We start from the raw sequence: 18,450 nt of genomic DNA, 5'->3' as shown, positions 1-18,450 counted from the left end.
AGGAGTGACGGATGGAAGAACCGGTTGATCTGGACGATCTCGAGAGTCAGGAGCCGGATCTTCCGCTGGAAGTGGAAGTCTTCGCCAGTCCGCAGCATGGGCCGGCGGTCGAAAACGACTTCCTGAGCGATGTCACTCAGCTCTACCTCAACGAGATCGGCGCCAACCCGCTGCTGACGCCCGACGAAGAACTGCGTCTGGCGAGGCTGGTGCGGGGCGGTGACTTCGCTGCGCGGCAGACGATGATCGAGCGCAACCTGCGGCTGGTCGTCAATATCGCCAAGCATTATCTGAACCGCGGCATCCCCTTGCTCGACCTGGTCGAGGAGGGAAACCTCGGGCTCATGCATGCGCTCGAGAAGTTCGACCCGGAGCGCGGTTTCCGTTTTTCCACCTACGCCACCTGGTGGATCCGGCAGAACATCGAGCGCGCGATCATGAACCAGTCGCGCACGATCCGGCTTCCGGTCCATGTCGTGAAGGAACTCAACCAGGTGCTGCGTGCGCAACGCTCGCTCGAGGCAAGTTCAAATGGCGAGTCGACGCTGGAGAGCATCGCGCAGCGCCTGAACAAGCCGGTGGAGGAAGTACGTGCGGTGCTGGCGCTGAGCGAGCACACCGCATCTCTCGACGCACCTTTGGATATCGACCCGAGCTTGTCGATCGGCGAGTCGCTCGCCGACGAGCATGTCGAGACTCCCGACCTGCAGATTCACTCCACGGAAGTGGAGCACCTCGTGCGCGAGTGGATCAAGATGCTCAGCGACAAGCAGCGGCTCGTGATCCGGCACCGCTATGGCATCGATGAATGCGAATTGCTGACGCTGGAGGAGCTCGCGCTGCGCCTCGAGCTCACCCGCGAACGTGTGCGCCAGATCCAGCTCGAAGCCCTCAGCCAGTTGCGACGGATTCTGAAGCGCCGTGGCATTGGCCGCGACGCCCTGCTCTGAGCAGCTCCTGTTTCGGAAGCTCCCGCCGCCGCGGCGCTCAGTCTGGCGGAAATACGCGGCGATAGAACGCGCGGCTGGCGTAGGCCATCGTCGGCAGGGAATACAGCAGCAGCGGCAGCAGCCAAGCACTCAGCAGCATCACGCCCGCGATCAAAAGGCCCCAGCAGATCATCACCGGGAAGCGCCCGAATACCGCTCGCACGCTCGCGACCACGGCTGACACCAGGTTGGCGCGGTGGTCGTGGATGAGCGGGATGGAGAACGCGGTGACGCAGTACAGGATGAAGGCCAGGCCTGCCCCCATCAGCGCGCTGAAGCCGAGAAAAATAAGGACGTCCGAATCGCCCCGGAGGAGTTCGCGGAACCCCCGTGGCGCGTGGGCGACCATGAAGCCGTAAAGCGTTCCGGCATCGGTGAACCAGATCAGCAACAGCAGCGCGCAGACGAAGGACACGACCCAGCCGCCGCGCGGCATGTTGCGGAAGCCGCGCGACACCTCCGCCAGGGTGGGCCTGACGCCTCCATCGTGCCGATCGGCGATGGCGAAGAAACCCGCGAGGATGGTCGGCCCGATCAGGACGAAACCGCCGGCGGCGGACACGCTCAGCGGTGCGATGGACAGCCACTCCAGTGTCAGGAACAGTGCGGCTCCAACCAGCGCGAAGAAGGCAGCGCAGGTCATGCTCAGCGCGATCGTCGCGCGGAACGTCGCATGACCTTCGCGCAGCGCCGCCGCGATGTCGCGCACGCCGACGCGCGCGGGCCGCAGGCTGCCTGTCGGGTCCAGCCCGAGTCCGAGCGCCATGCCCAGTGCGGTGGACGGCATGTCCGCGCCGGCGAGCGGTGAGATTGAATCGAACAGCGAATGGATGATCATGGCGCCTCCTTCCCGACGACATGATTCTCGGCGTGGCCAGTCCACATCGCCTTGACCCGCATCACTTCGTGCGCAAGGTGCGCCGGCCTGTGCCGAACAGGCCGGGGAATGGGGAACGAAACTACCGGGCCTGCCCGGTCTGTTGCGCGAGCTGGGTGGCACGCCGCGCGCGCAGGGCTTCGGCCAGTTCGAACACCGACATCGCGTAGAAGCTGCTGCGGTTGTAGCGCGTGATGACGTAGAAGTTGCGGTAGCCGAGCCAGTACTCGGTGGTTGCGCCGGGGGTGACGAGATCGACGAGGGTGGCGGTGGCGGCCGGGGGTGCGCCGCTGATCGTCGTCACGCCAGCGTCGGCCAGCGCGACGGGTTCCAGGCTGGGCTCGATGCCGGCAGCCACCAACGGTTCAGGATCGACCACCCGGGTGAAGCGCGCGCGCTCGGCGACCGGCTCGCCAATTCGCCAGCCATGCACGTGCAGGTAGTTGGCGACGCTGCCGATCGCATCGGCCGGGCTGGCGTCGAAATCGATGTGACCGTCGCCGTCGAAATCCACGCCGAAATTGCGCACGCTGCTGGGCAGGAATTGTGGATAGCCCAGCGCACCGGCGTAGGAGCCGTAGAAGCTCTGCGGAGCGCGGCCCTGGTCGCGCGCGAGCAGCAGCAGTGACTCGAGTTCGCGGCGGAAGAGCGGTGCGCGCGGCGGGTAATCGAAGGCCAGGGTGGCCAGCGCGGACAGGGTCTCGAAGTTGCCGGTGTTGCGGCCATAGACGGTTTCGACGCCGATGATGGCGACGATGATTTCGATCGGTACGCCGTAGCGCTCCGAGGCGCGCTGCAGGTCGGCTTCGTTTTCTGCCCAGAAGGCCAGCCCGCCGTCGATGCGCAACCGATCGAGGAAGCGGGCGCGATACTTTTGCCACGAACGTACGCCGGGCCGGCTCGGCGGCGCGATCAGGCGGATCACCTGCGGTTCGTGCTGCGCGAGGGTGAGCGCAGCGGTGACGGCCGTGCTGTCGAAGCCATGCTTTTCGACCATCTCGCGCACGAAGGCCTGTGCATCGTCGCGCTCGAGGAAAGAGGCCTGCGCGGTGCGCGGCAGGGCGACGGCAAGGGCGCTCGCTGCAAGGGCAAAGGCGGCGAGCGGGGCGCGAAGGGTGTCTTTCATTGCAGTTCGAAGTTGCGTATCTGTCGGTTCAGCGCACGGATGTCGGCGCGGTTTGCCCCTGCACCGTAGCGCAGGCGCGCATAGGATGCGGTGATGCGGAGCAGCTCGTCCGCCTGCCGGGGCAGGGCGAGCGCCAGCCTGCGGCCGTAATCCTGCGGGCCTTCCCAGGGGGCACGCGGATGACCGGCGCGGGCAAGCCGCTTGCAGAAGACTAGCCAGCTCCGCTCCAGCGGATCCTGGAGCCGCCGCTGCCAGCTTGCCCAGGCCATCAGCCCGCCAATCAGGATCAGTCCGACGCCTGACATCAGGGCGACGAGCTGGGGCCAGTCGACCTTGCCGAAGCCCAGGCTGGCGAGAAACTCTCGCTGCCTCTCCGGATTGTAGCCAAGAACGCGCTGATCCCAGGCATTGGCGAGCGCTTCCCAACGGTGACGAAGGTTGCGAAGCCAGCCCAGATCCTGCCGCATCATCAGCGGCAGGGCTTCGCCTTCAGGCAGGGCGGCCGCAAGGCCGGCCTCGATGCGCTGCGGAGCTGCCAGCGCAGTGGGATCGACCCGGACCCAGCCCCGCCCGCCGAGCCACACCTCCGCCCAGGCGTGCGCATCGGATTGACGCACCACGAGATTGCCGTCGATCGGGTTGACCTCGCCGCCCTGGTAGCCGGCCACCACACGCGCCGGTACGCCCGCGCCCCGCAGCAGCACGGTGAAGGCCGATGCGAAGTGCTCGCAGAAGCCGCGGCGGGTCTCGAAGAGGAACTCATCGACCGCATCGCGGCCGAGCAGGGGCGGCTTCAGCGTGTAAGTGAGGCGGCTTTCGCTCAGGTACGAGACGACGCGATCCAGGATCACTGCGTCCGAGCCTGCGCCTGCCGCAAGCTGGCGGGCGAGTTCGCGGCTGCGGGGGTTGAAACCATCGGGCAGCGCAAGTGCGGCGGTCAGCGTCGCCGCCGTCTCCTGCAGGCCGGTGGCGGTGCCAGGCCACGCGCTGAGCTCGAAGCGGCTGCGGCTTTGCAGCGGGCGCGGCAGCAGGGCTTGCGCAAAATTCGTGAAGCGGATCGGGCCCGCGCCCGCACCATCGCCTCTAACCGCGCCCGCACCCGCACCTGGAAAGTCGAGCGCCAGCAGCCAGCGCTGGTCGTGAGGTTCGAGCGTGATGCGGTAGTCGAAGCGGCGCCCGGATGGGGTGTAGAAGGGCGTGCTGGCCTCGATGGGCCGTTCTGCTCGCCAGGTGCGTCCGTCGAAGCGCGTGAATACCGGGCCGCGCCAGTAGCGCGCCGAGGGTTCGGGCGGCGACCCGCTGAATTCGACGCGGAACGCGATGTCTGGCGACACGCTCAGATCGCTGATGGATCCCGGGCTCATCGTGTCGGACAGGCCCGAGCGTGCACTCGTCGCATCTGCGGGCAAGCCCCAGAGCGGCCCCTGCACCCGGGGGAAGAGCAGGAACAGCATCAGCATGAACGGCAGGCCCTGCGCCAGCAGCAGCGCGCCGGTGCGCATCTGCGCGCGGTGCGCTGCATTCGCGTCGGCCAGCGCGAGCAGGGTGACGACGGCAAGCCAGGTGCCGGACAGCGCCGCCAGCGCGATCAGCGGTGACTGGTCCTCGAAGAAGACCGCCATCTGCAGGAAGAAGCACAGCAGCACGGCGGCGCGCACATCCCGTGAGCGGCGGATCTCGAGCAGCTTGAGGCATAGCAGCAGGGCGAGCAGTGCCACGCCGGGATCCTTGCCGAAAAAGTGACCGTATTCCTGCCGTACCGCAACACCGCAGGCCAGCGTGAGGAGCAACAGCAGCACGCGGTGCGGAGGCAGGCGACGCTGCCACAGCAACCATGCGCGCCAGCCCAGCAGGGACGCGCAGGCCGCGATGATCCACCACGGCAGATAGCTGGCATGAGGCGCAAGCGTGACGCCGGCCGCGGCGAGCAGCCACAGCCCCTGCTGCAGCGTCAGCGAAGGCGGCGTCAGGCTGCCGATCGCCCCGCCCGCATGCGTGTCGTGTCGCATACGTTCAGCGCGCATCCCGCTTCGTTCCCGCTGGCGGTGTGTCGGACGCGCGGTACAGCGCCAGGGCCCTCAGGCATCGATGCAGTTGGTGCTCGCCCTGGCCGGCATCGATCCGCGCGGACGGCAGCTTCAGCGCATAGCGATGACCCGCCCGCTCCGCAGCCAGCAGCCAGGCGGTGAGGCGTGAAAGCCGCTGCTCGTCACCCAACGTGGCGGGCAGCGTGTGCCAGTCGAGGACCACGTCTTCGCCGCGGTGTCCGGCGTATTGCTTGGTCAGCAGCGGCGCTCCGCGCGCCAGCGCCTTCCACGCGACATGGCGTGGCGAGTCGCTGTCGCGATACGGACGCAGGCCGTGGAAATCCTCGTCTCCCGTGTTCGCAAGCCGGCGCCCGTTACCGCCTTCGGCTGCACCCAGCGGCAGCGGCGGAGGCGCTCTCTCCGGCTGCGGATACACGATGCAGGCGAGGTCCGGAATGAAGACGCTCCAGGCACGGATGAGGCCCAGCGGCCAGGTCGTCTCGAGTGTCATTCGCCCGGCGGCGAGCCATCCACGGTGCGTCGCAGGGCTGGCAAGTTCGACGTTCGTGACGTCGGCCGCGGCCAGGTCGAAGGCCGTCTCGCCGCCATGCAAGCGCAGGCGCAGCGCAGGGCGTCGCCAGCGGCGGGAATTGGTCACATGGAAGACGAAGCGCGCAGATTCGCCACAGAAAGCGGGTTCGCAGCGCCCCGCGCTCACGCTCAGGCCAAAGAGGTTGCGGAATGCGTGGATGATGCTGGCGATGCCGATGCCGGCGATCAGGAAAGTGAGTCCGAAGCCGAGGCTGAGGCTGTAGTTGATCGAGGCGATCAGCATCGCCAGCAGGGCGACTGCGAGGCCGAGTCCTGCGTTCGTTGGCAAGACGTAGATGCGCCGCTGGTGCAGCACGATGGGAGACGGCTCGGGGCGGTCGAGACGGAACAGCCAGCGGTCCACCATCGCGCGGGAAGCCCTGCGCAGCGTGCTTGCGAGGGGCTGCGTCGCCGACGGCATCAATGCAATGCGACGGATTGGAGCAGGCGCAGCAGCGCGGCCGGCGATACGTTGCGGCCGTCGCCGGCGAGGTGCAGCCGATGGCCGGCAACGTGGGGAAAGACCGCCTGCACGTCCTCGGGTAGCACATGGTCCCGCCCGTCGATCAGCGCCCAGGCACGTGCCGCGGCAATGAGTGCGAGGCCGGCGCGCGGGCTGAGTCCAGCGGCGAGCGAGACATCGGTGCGGGTGGCGGCGAGCAGGGCCTGCACATAGTCGATCAGCGCATCGGCGACGATGACGTCTTGTCCGGCACGCTGCAGCGCACGCAACTCGTCGATGGAGATCACTGGCTGCTGGCGCTCCAGCAGGCGACGGCGATCTTCGCCCATGAGGAGCGCGCGCTCGGCGGCACGTGCCGGATAGCCGAGGTGGATGCGCATCAGGAAGCGGTCGAGCTGGCTTTCGGGCAGCGGGAAAGTCCCGATCTGGTTCGCCGGATTCTGCGTCGCGATGACGAAGAACGGGCTCGGCAGGGCGAGGGTGCGCCCGTCGGCGGTGATCTGGCGCTCCTCCATCGCCTCGAGCAGCGCACTCTGTGTCTTCGGTGTGGCGCGATTGATCTCGTCGGCAAGGATCAACTGGGCGAAGAGGGGGCCGGGATGGAAGCGGAAGCTGCCCGTTTCGCGATCGAAGATTGAAACGCCGACGATGTCCGCCGGCAGCAGGTCGCTGGTGAACTGGACGCGCTGGAACTGCAGCCCCAGCAGCCGTGCGAATACGTGCGCGAGCGTGGTCTTGCCGACGCCGGGGACATCTTCCACCAGCAGATGGCCGCGTGCGATGAGGCAGGCAAGCGCAAGCCGCAGCTCATGCTCCTTGCCGAGGATGACCCGGCTGGCGGCTTCGAGGAGGCGGTCTGCATGACGATCGGGCATGGCTCGGCGTACTGTGATTTTGCAGTTGAAGCGGTGATAATAGACGACAAACAAGGCGCAACCGCCTGAATGACCGGCCCGGAACCGCAGTGTTCCCGCGTGGCAGGCGTTATCCGGCGCCAGGGAGTTCGAATCCGATCAGGAGTGGGGGAGGCATGACGACGACGGCGTTCATCACGCACCGCGAGTGCTGGCTGCACGACATGGGCAAGTTTCATCCGGAATGCCCGGACCGGCTGGCGGCGATCAACGATCGCCTGATTGCCGCCGGGCTCGACCTGTACCTGTCCTTCTACGACGCGCCTGTCGCCACTGCGGAGCAGGTCTGTCGCGCGCATCCGGCGAGTTACTTCGACGAGCTGATCGCCAACGTGCCGGAGCATGGCATCCGCCACCTCGATCCGGATACGGCAATGAATCCGAACACCATGAAGGCGGCGCTGCGCTCGGCCGGTGCGGGCATCCTCGCCACCGACCTGGTGATGAAGGGCGAGATCGAGAACGCCTTCTGCGCCATCCGTCCGCCTGGCCACCATGCCGAGCGGGCCAAGGCGATGGGCTTCTGCTTCATCAACAACGTCGCCGTGGCAGCGCGCCATGCGATCGACGTGCATGGGCTCGAACGTGTCGCCATCGTGGATTTCGACGTCCATCACGGCAATGGCACCGAGGACATCTTCCGCAACGATCCCCGGGTCATGATGGCGGGCATCTTCCAGCATCCCTTCTACCCCTATTGCGGAGTGGACAACGCGCCGGCGCACATGTGCAACGTGCCGCTTCCCGCCGGCACGCGCGGCGACGGTTTCCGCCAGGTCTTCAGCGACATCATCGTTCCGGCGCTGCGCAACCACAATCCGCAGATGATCTTCGTGTCGGCCGGCTTCGATGCCCACTATGAGGACGACATGGGGTCGCTGGGGCTGCTGGAGGCCGACTACGTCTGGGCGACGCAGCAGATCAAGGGGGTCGCCGAGGACTGCGGCCACAAGCGCATCGTGTCGCTGCTGGAAGGCGGATATGCGTTGTCCTCGCTCGCGCGCTCGGTTGTCGCCCACATCAAGGCGCTGGCCGATCTTTAGCGCTTACCGGGTGTTGCAATGCCCGGCGCTGGAAAACGTCCGGGCATCTAGCCGAGTTGCGGCGATGGGTTAGAATCGAGCTTTTATCGTCCCGCCCATCACCATGATCACCGGATCGATTGTCGCCATCGTCACCCCTATGCTCGACGACGGCAGCCTGGATTTCCCGCGCCTGCGCAGCCTCATCGACTGGCACATCGCCGAGGGCACCGACGGCATCGTCATCGTCGGCACCACCGGCGAATCGCCCACGGTCAGCGTCGACGAGCATTGCGAACTCATCCGTGTGACGGTCGAGCACACCGCCGGCCGCGTGCCGGTGATCGCGGGCACCGGCGCCAACTCGACCGCCGAAGCGATCGAGCTGGCACGTTTTGCCAAGTCGGCTGGCGCGGATGCGCACCTGTCCGTGGTGCCCTATTACAACCGCCCGACGCAGGAAGGTCTGTACCGCCACTTCCGCTCCATCGCCGAGGCGGTCGATCTGCCGCTGATCCTCTACAACGTGCCCGGCCGCACGGTCGCCGACCTGGCCAACGACACCACGCTGCGGCTGGCGGAAGTCCCGAACATCGTCGGAATCAAGGATGCCACCGGCAGCATCGACCGTGCCTGTGACCTCGTCGCGCGTGCGCCGAAGGGTTTCGCCCTGTACAGCGGCGACGACATGACGTCCGCGGCGTTCCTGATGCTCGGCGGTCACGGCGTGATCTCGGTCACCGCCAACATCGCGCCGCGCGCGATGCACGAGTTGTGCGCTGCTGCCGCGGCAGACGATGCGCGCCGCGTGCGCGAGACCAATGCGAAGCTCGTGCCGCTGCATCGTGACCTGTTCTGTGAGGCGAATCCCATTCCCGTGAAGTGGGGCGTGGCGCGCATGGGGCTGATCGGGTACGGCCTGCGCCTGCCGCTGACCCTGCTCTCCGAATCGCAGCATGAGCGCGTCCTGAAGGCGATGCGCACGGCCGGCATCGACGTCTGACACGCTCTATCACATCAGGAACCTCATGAATCGCTCCTTGCGTACCACCGTTTCCTTCACTGCGGCCTCAATTCTCCTGGCGGGCTGCAGTGGCGGCCTGCTCGAAACCAAACGTATCGACTACAAGAGCGCACGTCAGGTTGCGCCGCTCGAGATTCCTCCGGACCTGACGGCGCCCACGCGCGACGACCGTTACGCGGTGCCGGACGTTGCGCCGCGCGGTGTGGCGACTTATTCGGCCTACGCTGCAGATCGCGCCGGCCAGCCCACCACGGCTTCGACCTCCGGTGAAGTGCTGGCCACGCCGGACAAGATGCGCATCGAGCGCGCCGGCACGCAGCGCTGGCTGGTCGTGCCGGGAACACCGGATGCGCTTTGGCCGCAGGTGAAGGACTTCTGGCTCGAACTCGGCTTCATCCTCAACATCGACAGCCCGAACATCGGCGTCATGGAAACCGACTGGGCCGAAGACCGCGCCAAGATCCCGCAGGACATCATCCGCTCGACGATCGGCAAGGTGCTCGATGGGCTGTATTCGACGCCCAATCGCGACAAGTTCCGCACCCGCCTGGAGCCCGGCAAGGAGCCCGGCACCGTGGAGATCTACGTCAGCCACCGCGGCATGATGGAGATCTATCCGACGGAAGCGAAGGATACGACGATCTGGCAGCCGCGCCCGGCCGATCCCGAGCTCGAGGCGGAAATGCTGCGCCGGCTCATGGTTCGCCTCGGGGCCGACGAGGCGCGCGCAAAGGCGGCCATCACGACCGCGCCGGTTGCCGAGCGTGCGAAGATCACGTCCGCGTCCAATGGTCAGGTCGGCCTGACGATGGACGAACCCTTCGACCGCGCATGGCGTCGCGTCGGACTCGCGCTCGATCGCATCGGTTTCACCGTCGAAGATCGCAACCGCACCGAAGGCCTGTACTTCGTGCGCTATGTCGATCCGGATGCCGACACCAAGGCCAAGAGCGGTGGAGGTTTCCTGTCCCGACTCGCTTTCTGGCGCAGCAGCGACAAACCGGCGGCATCGGGCAGCGAATACCGCCTGCGCGTGCAGGGGCTCGGCGACCAGGCGCGCGTGTCGGTGCTGACGCGGGAGGGTGGGGCGGACAACTCCGACACCGCGAAGCGGATTCTCGGATTGCTGCAGCAGGAGCTTCGCTGACGAGAAAGTGCAGCCGACGCCGCAGCGGCGTCGGCTGCACTGCGGACGACGCGCGTGTCTTGTGTCGCGGGATCGCCAAGGACGTAAAAAAACCGGCACGAAGCCGGTTTTTTTACGTCCGCAGCGGGACGATTACTTCTTCGCAGCGTCCACAGCGGCGGCTGCAGCGTCCTTGGCAGCGACAGCGGCGTCCTTGGCGGCGGCGGCAGCGTCCTTGGCAGCGTCGGTAGCGGCGGCGGCACCTTCCTTCGCGGCTTCAACCGTGGCGGCAGCGCCCTGCTTGGCAGCTTCGGTGGCAGCAGCGGCGGTTTCCTTGGCTGCTTCGGTGGCCTTCTCAGCAGCTTCCTTGGCCTGTTCGGCGGCGGGCGCGGCGGCCGGCGCGGCAGCGGCCGGAGCGGCCTGTTCCTGGGCGGCCGGAGCCGGAGCCGGAGCAGCGGTTTCCTTCTTGCCGCAAGCGGACACGGCGAGAGCGACGAGGGCGGCGACGAGGAGGGAGTTCTTCATGTGCTGTTTATCCTTATTGACAGGTGATGACGGCAAGACTTCCAACGCAAGGTGATTGCGGTTTAAAAGTGCCAAACCGTGCTCAATTCTAGCACGCCGATTTGCAACGCCAACATCGCGATGCGGCATTGCGCAATGCCGGGCAATTCGTTCAAATCCCAAGCGCGGCGCCGCTTGGGCCGATCTTCGCCGATATCCACATTGTTTCAAATTGTGCGGCGTTCCGGGCGATGTCCGGGCTCGCTCCGTCGACTCGCTTGCCGCGTGCGCGATCAAGATGGAAGCGTGTGACCAGCACCCGGCCGTCGCCGATCAGGAAGCAGCCATCGGGGTGCGCAGCGCCCTCCGCGACGACCTTGATGCGCATGCGGGGGCTATAGCGCTCCACCAGCTTCAACAGCCGAGGGCACGATTGCTCGATGTGCGTCGCGGTGCTGACCAGAATACGGATCGGCTCCTCTCCGACCACGTCGCGTGCGAGGGTGTCCAGCGCCTCGATGCCATCGCGGCTCTCCAGCGCGGTGTGGGCCAGATCACGATCGAAAATGAGGAGACTGCGTCTCGTGTTGCGCAGTGCATCGAGAAACTGCTCGCGATACGCCGCATAGGTGTCGAATTTGCGCTCGACGGCTGCTGCAGCATTTTCAGCCATGGCCCTGTTCCGGTGTGCCGAAGCCGTCGCAATACCACGCGTAAAGCAGTTCGAGCAGCGCTGGCGGATGATTCGAAGTTGCGCCGATGCGGCGACGGTCCGCCAGTTCGACGATCAGCGGCGAAAGCTCGGCAGCAACCGCGACCGCTTCGCCATTGAGGTGGAAGCCCGCTTCCGAGAACAGCAGCAGTGTTCGGGGGTCGAGGGCATAGCCGCAGGTGGCGACGGCCCGTTCAAAAGCCATGCGTGTCAGCGGATCTTCAGGGGGATCGAAGAAGACGTGCGCCTTGGGTTCGGTCAGGTATTCGCCGACGAACTCGGCAACGTCGCGGCGGCTCCAGCGAATGCGGGCAAGCATGCCTTCGATCTGGTCGATCATGCGCGGTGCAATTTCCGCCGAATGGGCCTGCGGCTGCAGGTCGGGGTCGGCGTAAAGGCCCTGGAGATCCAGCCGTTCCTGCAGCCAGCCGAGGAATTCCGCGCCCAGTTCCTGTGCCGTCGGCGAACGGAAGCCGATGGAGTAGGTGGTGCATTCACCGATGGCGATGCCGTTGTGCGCCCAGTGCGGCGGCAGGTAGAGCATGTCGCCGGGGTCCAGCACCCAGTCGTGGGTCGGGTGAAAATCCTGCAGGATGCGCAGCGGCGCGCCTTCGACCAGGGTGCGGTCGTCCTGGTCGGAGATCAGCCAGCGGCGCTGGCCCATGCCCTGCAGCAGGAATACATCGTAGTTGTCGAAATGCGGCCCGACGCCACCGCCATCCACCGCGTAGCTGATCATCAGGTCGTCCAGCCGCGCCTGCGGGATGAAGTCGAAATGGTGCAGCAGGCGGTCGCCTTCCGGCACCCAAAGGTTCACGCCCTGCACCAGCACCGTCCATGGATTGCGCTTGCCGCGCAGTCGGCCACGCGTCTGCGGGCCGCGCTCCAGGCGCCATTCTTCACCGTGGCGAGAGACGTGGCGCGACTCGACATCCGGGTCGCAGGCGAGGTCGAAGAGTTCGTCGCGAGACAGCACGCCGGTGAAGCCGGGCACGGCCTGGCGGATCAGCAGGGGTTTCTTCTGCCAGTATTCTTCGAAGAACTGGCGCGGCGTCAGGCCGCCGAGGAGCGTGTCGAGTGCGGGCAGTTTCATGCGCGACATTATAGGGAGGTGGCCACCATCGTGGCCCACGTCCGTCACGCGGCTGCAGGCTGGCGGTAAAATCGCCGGCTGATTTTTCCGCCGGAAGCCGCCCATGCCCATCGCAGTCATCGAGTCGCTGGACCACGAAGGTCGCGGCGTCGCCCATGTGGAAGGCAAGGCGATCTTCATCGACGGCGCGCTGCCGGGCGAGCGCGTGGAGTACGAGTCCTATCGTGTGAAGCCGCGCTACGAACAGGCCGACGCGGTGCGCGTGCTGAAGGCCAGCGCGCAGCGCGTGACCCCACGTTGTGCCTATTTCGGCACCTGCGGCGGCTGCTCGATGCAGCACCTGGACCCGGTGGCGCAGGCCGCCGCCAAGCAGCGCGTGCTGGAGGATGCGTTGCGGCACATCGGCGGCGTGCAGCCGCAGATCGTGTATTCGGCGATCCACGGCCCGGCCTGGCGCTATCGCGACCGCGCACGGCTCAGCGTGCGGCTGGTGCCGAGCAAGGGCGGCGTGCGGGTGGGCTTCCACGAGCGGCGCTCGAGCTACATCATCGACATGCGCTCGTGCGACATCCTCCCAGCGCATGTGTCGGCGCTGCTGCCGCGCCTGCGCGAGCTGATCGCCGGGCTGTCGATCGCCGACCGGGTGCCGCAGGTCGAGGTGGCCGTCACCGAGGCGACGACGGTGCTGGTCTTCCGTCACCTGCTGCCGCTGAGTGCGCGCGACGCCGATGCCCTCGCGGCATTTGCCGATGCTGAAGGCGTGCAGGTGTGGACGCAGCCCGGCGGCCCCGACACCGCCGCGCCGCTGCGCCCCGCGGACGGTTCCGGCCTGTCCTACACCTTGCCGGAGTTCGGTGTGGGGCTGGATTTCCGGCCGACCGACTTCACCCAGGTGAACATCCACATCAACCGCCTGCTGATCCGGCGCGCCATGCAGTTGCTCGATCCTCGACCGGGCGAGCGCATCGCCGACCTGTTCTGTGGGCTGGGCAATTTCAGCCTGCCGATCGCGCGCCGTGGCGCGACGGTGGTGGGCATCGAGGGCAGCGAGGCGCTGGTGGCGCGCGCGCGCGACAACGCGCGCCGCAACGGTCTCGATGGGCACAGCGAGTTCCATGCGGCCAACCTGTTCGAGGCCACCGAAGACAGCCTCGCCGCGCTGGGGCGCCTGGACAAGCTGTTGATCGATCCGCCGCGCGAGGGTGCGGTCGCGGTGGTGAAGGCGCTCGGCGCGCAGCAGTTGCCGGCGCGCATCGTCTATGTGTCGTGCAACCCGGCCACGCTCGCGCGTGATGCGGCGGTGCTGGTGCATGAGAAGGGCTACCTGCTGCGGGGAGCGGGGATCGCCAACATGTTCCCGCAGACCTCCCATGTCGAGTCGGTCGCGCTGTTCGAACTCGCCTGAAACCGATCGGTGATGCGAGCACGGTCCGCGGCCGGCCGCGGATGGCGGCCGCCAACTGAAGGGCCGCGGTGTTTCCCGCGTCATGGCCTGATGACATTGGCGGGCACCTGCTGGTGCCCACGGCCGGACAGCGGCTTGACGCGGCGCAACAGGCCCGATTAGATTCCGTAATTATGAATTCAAAATGAAAGGCGCTGTACATTGATTCCGGCAGTCACGCCTCCAGCCTCCAGCGACGCCAGCCTCAATCGTGCCTGGCAGCAACGCAGCCTTGCGCACGTCTGGCATCCATGCACGCAGATGCAGCGTGCGATGACGGCCGTGCCGCCGCTGCCGATCGCGCGCGCGAAAGGGCCCTGGCTGGAAGACTACGACGGCCGCCGCTACTTCGACGCCAACAGCTCGTGGTGGGTGAACCTGTTCGGTCATGCGGATGCACGCATCAACGCCGCGCTGCACGACCAGCTCGAACGCCTGCCGCACGTGATGCTGGCCGGCTGCACCCACGGCACGGCGGTGGAACTCGCCGAGCGGCTGTCGGCGCTCACGGACGGCGTCCTCGGGCACGTCTTCTATGCCAGCGACGGCGCTTCGGCGGTCGAGATCGCGCTCAAGATGAGCTTCCACTACTGGCGCAACAGCGGGCACGACGCCAAGCGCGAGTTCGTCTGCGTGCACCAGGGCTACCACGGCGAAACTCTGGGCGCGCTCGCCGTCACCGACGTCAAGGTGTTCCGCGACGCCTATGATCCGCTGCTGCTGCGCGCCCACATGGTGATGTCTCCGGACGCGCGCCAGGCCTTGGCAGGCGAGTCCGCCGCCGACGTCGCCGCGCGGGCACTGGCGGAAGTACGCGCGCTGTTCAAATTGCGCCACCAGCACATTGCCGCCCTGATCGTCGAGCCGCTGGTGCAGTGCGCCGCCGGCATGGCGATGCACGATCCGGCCTACCTCAGGGGCCTGCGGGCGCTGTGCGACGAGTTCGGCGTGCATCTGATTGCGGACGAGATCGCCGTCGGCTGCGGCCGCAGCGGCACTTTCTTCGCCTTCGAGCAGGCCGCGCAGGCGGGCGGATCGCCCATGTGGCCGGATTTCGTGTGCCTGTCGAAAGGCATCAGCGGCGGCTATCTGCCGCTGTCGCTTGTGATGACGCGCGATGCCGTTTACCGGGCCTTCCTCGACGACGATGTGGCGCGCGGCTTCCTGCATTCGCATTCCTACACCGGCAACGCGCTGGCCTGCCGCGCAGCGCTGACGGTGCTCGACCGCTTCGCCGACGACGATGTGCTGATGCAGAACCGTGTGGTGGGTCAGGCGCTCACCGAGGCGCTGTCGCCCCTGCGCGAAGACGCCCGCGTCGAGCATCTGCGCCACCGCGGCATGATCTGGGCATTCGACGTGCGCGAGCCTTTCGTCGGCGAGCGTTTCGCCGAGCGCTTCCATCTTGCGGGTCGAGAACGTGAGTTGTTGATTCGCCCGATCGGCCGCACCGTCTACCTGCTGCCACCTTACGTGCTCGACGAGGAGCTCGCGCAGTGGCTCGCCCAGCGCACGCTGGCGACGCTCGACGCCACCCTGGCCCGGACCCCCGACATCCATGCTGCTCGCACACCTGAACCGCCGGTTGCGTGAGCGCGAGGCGGCCTCGCTGCAGCGCCGCCGCCGCATCGCCGAGACGCCCTGCGCGCCGCACCAGCGTGTGGCGGGCGAAGGTGGCACGCGCGACATGCTGGCCTTCTGCAGCAACGACTATCTCGGGCTGGCGAACCATCCTGCGGTCATCGAGGCGCTGGCCGATGGCGCGCGGCAGTGGGGAGCAGGCAGCGGTGCCTCGCATCTGGTGAGCGGGCACGGCCGCGCGCACGCGGCGCTCGAGGAGGACCTCGCAGCCTTGCTCGCACCCTGCATCCCCGGCTGCGAGGCGCTCAGTTTCTGCACCGGCTACATGGCCAATCTCGCCCTGCTCACCACGCTCGGTGACGGCGACGCGACCCTCTTCGCCGACAAGCTCAACCACGCCTCGCTGATCGACGCCGGCCTGCTGGCCGAGGCGAAGATGTGGCGCTACCCGCACAACCGCGCGGATCTGCTCGAGGCGCGGCTGGCCACCTGCGACACGCCGGTGAAGCTGATCGTCACCGACGCGGTGTTCAGCATGGATGGCGACCTCGCGCCGCTGCCCGAACTGCTGGCGCTGGCCGAGCGCCACGACGCCTGGCTGGTGGTGGACGACGCGCACGGCTTCGGCGTGCTCGGCGAGCAGGGGCGCGGCGCGCTGGCGCACTTCGGGCTGGCGAGCGAGCGCTTCATCTATATGGGCACGCTGGGCAAGGCCGCCGGCATCGGCGGCGCCTTCGTCGCCGCGCATCCGATGGTGATCGACGCGCTGGTGCAGATGGCGCGCAGCTACATCTACACGACCGCCGCGCCGCCCGCCCTGGCTCATGCCCTGCGCGCGAGCATCGCGCTGATCGCGGGAGAGGAGGGCACCCGGCGGCGCGGCCACCTGCAGCAACTCATTGCCCTGCTGCGTGCGGGGCTGCAGGCGATCATCGATCGTCATCCCGACCTTGGCTGGCGCCTGGCCGAATCCGGCACCGCCATCCAGCCGCTGATCGTCGGCGACAACGCTGCGGCGCTTGCGCTGGCGGCCGGGCTGGATGCACGCGGCCTGTGGGTGCCCGCGATCCGGCCGCCGACCGTGCCGGCCAATACCGCGCGCCTGCGCATCACGCTGAGCGCCGCCCACAGCGACGCCGACGTCGAACGGCTATGCGCCGCGCTCGAAGATCTGGCTGATCAGGAAGATCCCACATGAACTCCTCGACACGATCCGCATTGCGCGGGCTCTTTGTCACCGGCACCGACACCGAGATCGGCAAGACGCGCGTCTCCGCGGCGCTGGTGAAGGCCTTTGCCAAGAGCGGCGCGCGCGTGGCCGGCATGAAGCCGGTGGCGGCCGGCATGGACGACATCGGCGGCGAGCGCATCAATGAGGACGTCGCGGCCCTGCGCGCGGCCAGTTCCATCGCCCTCACCGCGGCGGAGGTCGGTCCCTTCCAGTTCGAGGCAGCCTGTTCGCCCCACATCGCCGCCGAACTCGAAGGGCGGGACATCGGGCGCGATGCGCTGCTGGCTACGGTGCATGCGCTCGCCGATCGTGCCGATTTGCTGATCGTGGAAGGGGTGGGCGGGTTTCGTGTACCCTTCGGCGGCGGCTGGGACAGTGCCGATTTCGCCCGCGATCTCGGCCTGCCGGTAGTGCTGGTGGTCGGCGTGCGGCTGGGGTGCATCAACCACGCCTTGCTCACGGCGGAAGCGATTCGCGCGCGCGGCCTGAAGCTGTGCGGCTGGGTGGCCAACACCGTCGATCCGCACCTGCCCTACGTGGCGCAGAACCTCGACGCGCTTGCCCACGGCCTGGGGGCGGCACCCTGCCTCGGCCTGGTGCCGCGCCTGCCTGACCCGACGCCGGAAGCGATCTATCCTTATCTCAACGTGCCAGCGTTGCACGCGATCTTCGACACCATACACACCCAGAGGGACACAGCATGAACACCATCGCCACCATCTCACCCGACGCCCTGCGTCGATCCGCACCGAGCAAGCAGCCGGAGCGTCCGCAACGCTGGCGCGTGGAGGACGTCGAGGCGCTGTTCGCGCTGCCCTTCATGGAGCTGGTGTTCCGCGCGCAACAGGTGCACCGCGAGCACTTCGACCCGAACGAGATCCAGCTCTCGACGCTGCTGTCGATCAAGACCGGCGGCTGCGCCGAGGATTGCGGCTACTGCTCGCAATCGGCGCATTTCGACACCGAGGTCAAGGCGAGCAAGCTGATGCCGCTCGACGAGGTGCTGGAAGCCGCGCAGGCTGCCAAGGCGCAGGGTGCGACGCGCTTCTGCATGGGGGCGGCGTGGCGCTCGCCCAAGGAGCGCGACATGGAGAAGGTGTCGACCATGGTGCGCGAGGTGAAGGCGATGGGGTTGGAGACCTGCATGACGCTGGGCATGCTCGACGCGGAGCAGGCACAGGAGTTGAAGGACGCCGGCCTCGACTACTACAACCACAACCTCGACACCGCGCCCGAGTACTACGGCAAGGTCATCAGCACCCGGACCTACCAGGACCGCCTCGACACGCTGGACAACGTGCGCAGCGCCGGCATCAACGTGTGCAGCGGCGGCATCGTCGGCATGGGCGAATCGCGCACCCACCGTGCCGCGCTCATCGCCCAGCTCGCCAACCTCGATCCCTGCCCCGAGTCGGTGCCCATCAACAACCTGGTGCCGATCGAAGGCACGCCGCTCGCCGGCACCGACCCGATCGACCCCTTCGAGTTCGTGCGCACGATCGCGGTGGCGCGCATCACCATGCCGAGCTCGATGGTGCGCCTGTCGGCCGGGCGCGAAGAGATGGATGAGGCGCTGCAGGCGCTGTGCTTCATGGCCGGTGCCAACTCGATGTTCTACGGCGACCGCCTGCTGACCACCCCCAACCCGCAGACCGGCCGCGACCGCAAACTGCTCGACCGCCTCGACATGCGCATCCAGGGCGGCGGCGCCTGACTGGCCGCCCGC

17 protein-coding genes are annotated in these 18,450 nt (G+C 67.3%); 9 read left to right on the top strand and 8 right to left on the bottom strand.

The window, feature by feature from the left end:
- The first annotated feature begins 11 nt into the window (after positions 1-11).
- On the top strand, positions 12-950 hold the full coding sequence (gene rpoS, locus GH664_RS04505; RefSeq protein ID WP_153166929.1) for an RNA polymerase sigma factor RpoS: 939 nt from the start codon (positions 12-14) through the stop codon (positions 948-950).
- A 37-nt stretch (positions 951-987) separates the two neighbouring features.
- Here rpoS and GH664_RS04500 read toward each other — a convergent pair whose 3' ends face one another.
- From GH664_RS04500 to GH664_RS04480, 5 genes are all read right to left on the bottom strand, one after another.
- A complete protein-coding gene (locus GH664_RS04500; RefSeq protein WP_228111379.1) occupies positions 988-1,827 on the bottom strand; it encodes a DUF2189 domain-containing protein in 840 nt (279 codons plus the stop codon).
- Positions 1,828-1,948: 121 nt separating this feature from the next.
- A complete protein-coding gene (gene mltB, locus GH664_RS04495; RefSeq protein WP_153166928.1) occupies positions 1,949-2,992 on the bottom strand; it encodes a lytic murein transglycosylase B in 1,044 nt (347 codons plus the stop codon).
- Positions 2,989-5,016, bottom strand: a complete 2,028-nt coding sequence (locus tag GH664_RS04490) for a DUF3488 and transglutaminase-like domain-containing protein (protein WP_228111378.1) — start codon at positions 5,014-5,016, stop codon at positions 2,989-2,991. Before GH664_RS04490 ends, mltB begins: the two co-directional genes overlap by 4 nt.
- Positions 5,006-6,031: a DUF58 domain-containing protein gene (locus GH664_RS04485; protein ID WP_153166927.1), complete on the bottom strand. Its 1,026-nt coding sequence runs from the start codon at positions 6,029-6,031 to the stop codon at positions 5,006-5,008. The genes GH664_RS04490 and GH664_RS04485 overlap by 11 nt, the downstream gene beginning before the upstream one ends.
- The gene (locus GH664_RS04480) at positions 6,031-6,948 is read right to left on the bottom strand and encodes a MoxR family ATPase (protein WP_153166926.1); all 918 of its coding nucleotides are present in this window, start codon (positions 6,946-6,948) and stop codon (positions 6,031-6,033) included. Before GH664_RS04480 ends, GH664_RS04485 begins: the two co-directional genes overlap by 1 nt.
- A 155-nt stretch (positions 6,949-7,103) precedes the next feature.
- Between GH664_RS04480 and GH664_RS04475 the strand changes: the two genes are divergently transcribed.
- The 3 genes from GH664_RS04475 to bamC all read left to right on the top strand — a co-directional run bounded on the left by GH664_RS04475 (position 7,104) and on the right by bamC (position 10,180).
- Positions 7,104-8,030, top strand: a complete 927-nt coding sequence (locus tag GH664_RS04475) for a histone deacetylase family protein (RefSeq protein ID WP_153166925.1) — start codon at positions 7,104-7,106, stop codon at positions 8,028-8,030.
- Positions 8,031-8,133: 103 nt separating this feature from the next.
- Positions 8,134-9,012, top strand: a complete 879-nt coding sequence (dapA, locus tag GH664_RS04470) for a 4-hydroxy-tetrahydrodipicolinate synthase (protein WP_153166924.1) — start codon at positions 8,134-8,136, stop codon at positions 9,010-9,012.
- Positions 9,013-9,037: 25 nt separating this feature from the next.
- Positions 9,038-10,180, top strand: coding sequence for an outer membrane protein assembly factor BamC (gene bamC / locus GH664_RS04465; protein ID WP_153166923.1), 1,143 nt, complete (start codon positions 9,038-9,040; stop codon positions 10,178-10,180).
- Between the two features lie 132 nt (positions 10,181-10,312).
- Here the strand turns inward: bamC and GH664_RS04460 are convergent, their stop codons facing one another.
- The 3 genes from GH664_RS04460 to GH664_RS04450 all read right to left on the bottom strand — a co-directional run bounded on the left by GH664_RS04460 (position 10,313) and on the right by GH664_RS04450 (position 12,468).
- Complete coding sequence (locus GH664_RS04460) at positions 10,313-10,684, bottom strand: hypothetical protein (protein WP_153166922.1); 372 nt, start codon at positions 10,682-10,684, stop codon at positions 10,313-10,315.
- A 151-nt stretch (positions 10,685-10,835) separates the two neighbouring features.
- Positions 10,836-11,336 (bottom strand): hypothetical protein, encoded by a 501-nt coding sequence (locus tag GH664_RS04455; RefSeq protein WP_153166921.1) that lies wholly within the window; start codon positions 11,334-11,336, stop codon positions 10,836-10,838.
- Positions 11,329-12,468, bottom strand: a complete 1,140-nt coding sequence (locus GH664_RS04450; RefSeq protein WP_153166920.1) for a cupin domain-containing protein — start codon at positions 12,466-12,468, stop codon at positions 11,329-11,331. Before GH664_RS04450 ends, GH664_RS04455 begins: the two co-directional genes overlap by 8 nt.
- Before the next feature lie 103 nt (positions 12,469-12,571).
- Between GH664_RS04450 and rlmD the strand changes: the two genes are divergently transcribed.
- The 5 genes from rlmD (at position 12,572) to bioB (ending at position 18,438) form a co-directional block, all read left to right on the top strand.
- On the top strand, positions 12,572-13,873 hold the full coding sequence (gene rlmD / locus GH664_RS04445) for a 23S rRNA (uracil(1939)-C(5))-methyltransferase RlmD (RefSeq protein ID WP_153166919.1): 1,302 nt from the start codon (positions 12,572-12,574) through the stop codon (positions 13,871-13,873).
- Positions 13,874-14,077: 204 nt separating this feature from the next.
- Positions 14,078-15,505, top strand: a complete 1,428-nt coding sequence (gene bioA, locus GH664_RS04440; protein WP_153167002.1) for an adenosylmethionine--8-amino-7-oxononanoate transaminase — start codon at positions 14,078-14,080, stop codon at positions 15,503-15,505.
- Positions 15,471-16,691 (top strand): 8-amino-7-oxononanoate synthase, encoded by a 1,221-nt coding sequence (bioF, locus tag GH664_RS04435; protein ID WP_153166918.1) that lies wholly within the window; start codon positions 15,471-15,473, stop codon positions 16,689-16,691. The genes bioA and bioF overlap by 35 nt, the downstream gene beginning before the upstream one ends.
- Entirely contained in the window at positions 16,688-17,428 is a 741-nt protein-coding gene (gene bioD / locus GH664_RS04430) for a dethiobiotin synthase (protein ID WP_153166917.1), read from the top strand. The genes bioF and bioD overlap by 4 nt, the downstream gene beginning before the upstream one ends.
- A complete protein-coding gene (gene bioB / locus GH664_RS04425) occupies positions 17,425-18,438 on the top strand; it encodes a biotin synthase BioB (protein ID WP_153166916.1) in 1,014 nt (337 codons plus the stop codon). The genes bioD and bioB overlap by 4 nt, the downstream gene beginning before the upstream one ends.
- Positions 18,439-18,450 lie beyond the last annotated feature (12 nt).

The sequence above is a fragment of the Thauera sp. 2A1 genome (genome assembly GCF_009469595.2).
GTDB lineage: Bacteria > Pseudomonadota > Gammaproteobacteria > Burkholderiales > Rhodocyclaceae > Thauera.
This window is presented reverse-complemented; position numbering and strand designations above follow the sequence as displayed.